Genomic DNA, 1,211 nt, shown 5'->3' on the forward strand with positions numbered 1-1,211 from the left:
CCCTTCTCCTTCAGCGCCGCCACGCGGGCGGTCAGGTCGGACTTGATCGCGGCTGCGGTGGCCTTGCCATCGAGAATCTGGGCGGTCATGCCCCCATCCTCCTTGATGACGCCCTCTCTCTTCCAATCCGGGTCCCGGGCGGTGCCCTCCGGCGCATCTCCGGGCGTATGCGTCCATGATCAGTGATGTTGCACTTGCACAACACATAGGGAATGCGGCTGGACAAGTAAGAGCCGACTAAAGAACGATGTGACAGCAGTGCCGCGGGCAGTACCGGGGGGACGAACCGCATCAGTCACATCTCCTCCGCACCGTGCCGCGCGTCCCCGCACTCGGACAACGGAGGAAAGACCGCCATGAGTTTCGGCGCCCCGAACAACCCTTACGGCCCGCCGCCCCAGGGACAGCCCGGTTACCCGCCGCAGCCCCCGCAGGGACAGCCCGGCTACGGCTACCCGCAGGGCGCTCCCCAGCAGCCGCCCGCCTACGGCTACCCGCAGGGCCAGCCGGCCTACCCGGGCTACCCGGGCGGACCCGCGATGCCCATGGAGATGCCCGGCCTGATGAAGACGGCCCGTGTGCTGCTCTTCATCCTCTCCGGCTTCCAGCTCCTGTTCGGCCTCATCGCCGGTGTCGCGGTCGGCGCGGCCCAGGACCTGTCCAACGGCGTCGGCTCCGGTGACTCCACCGACTCGCTCGCCGGTCTGGGCTTCCTCCTGGCGGGCATCCTGCTGGCGCTCGGCGCGCTGTCCATCTTCCTGGGCGTGAAGTTCAAGAACGGCGGCAGCGGCATCCGCGTCACGACGATCGTGTACGCGTCGCTGATGATCCTCGGCGGCATCGTCAACATCGCGAGCGGTGGCAACGGCTCCGCCACCTTCGGTGGTCTGATCTCGCTCGCCATCGCCGGCATCATCCTGACGTCGATGGTCAACAGCCAGGCGGGCGCCTGGTTCAACCGTCCGCGTTACTGAGCCGCCCGGCCGCCGCGGAAGACCGCCGGCCGACCCGGATCGCTCCACCACAGCCGAGGCCGTGTCCCTTCACGACGGGGACACGGCCTCGCTGTCGTATGCGCTCGAAGACCCGGTCCTGCGTGGCTCGGTGGTGCGGGTCGGCAGTGAACGGCCGTCGGACGTTGCCCGGTTGTAGACGTGATCTTGTCAGTGGCGTCCGGCAGGATGGTCATGCGGCTTGTGGCGCACGGGGGT

Annotated in this window: 1 protein-coding gene and 1 pseudogene; one reads left to right on the top strand and one right to left on the bottom strand. The window is 68.3% G+C overall.

Annotated elements, in window-relative coordinates:
* A pseudogene (locus ACFY5C_RS41780) lies at nucleotides 1-89 on the bottom strand (bifunctional methylenetetrahydrofolate dehydrogenase/methenyltetrahydrofolate cyclohydrolase); the annotation flags it as partial.
* A 267-nt stretch (nucleotides 90-356) separates the two neighbouring features.
* Here ACFY5C_RS41780 and ACFY5C_RS41785 point away from each other — a divergent pair.
* On the top strand, nucleotides 357-974 hold the full coding sequence (locus tag ACFY5C_RS41785) for a hypothetical protein (protein WP_389455318.1): 618 nt from the start codon (nucleotides 357-359) through the stop codon (nucleotides 972-974).
* Nucleotides 975-1,211 lie beyond the last annotated feature (237 nt).

Origin of the sequence: Streptomyces sp. NPDC012935, from assembly GCF_042900345.1 — a bacterium.
In the GTDB taxonomy this organism is placed as follows: domain Bacteria; phylum Actinomycetota; class Actinomycetes; order Streptomycetales; family Streptomycetaceae; genus Streptomyces.

Coding starts and splice junctions, on each gene's coding strand:
- ACFY5C_RS41785 (WP_389455318.1), top strand. CDS start 357: ATGAGTTTCGGCGCCCCGAACAACCCTTACGGCCCGCCGCCCCAGGGA.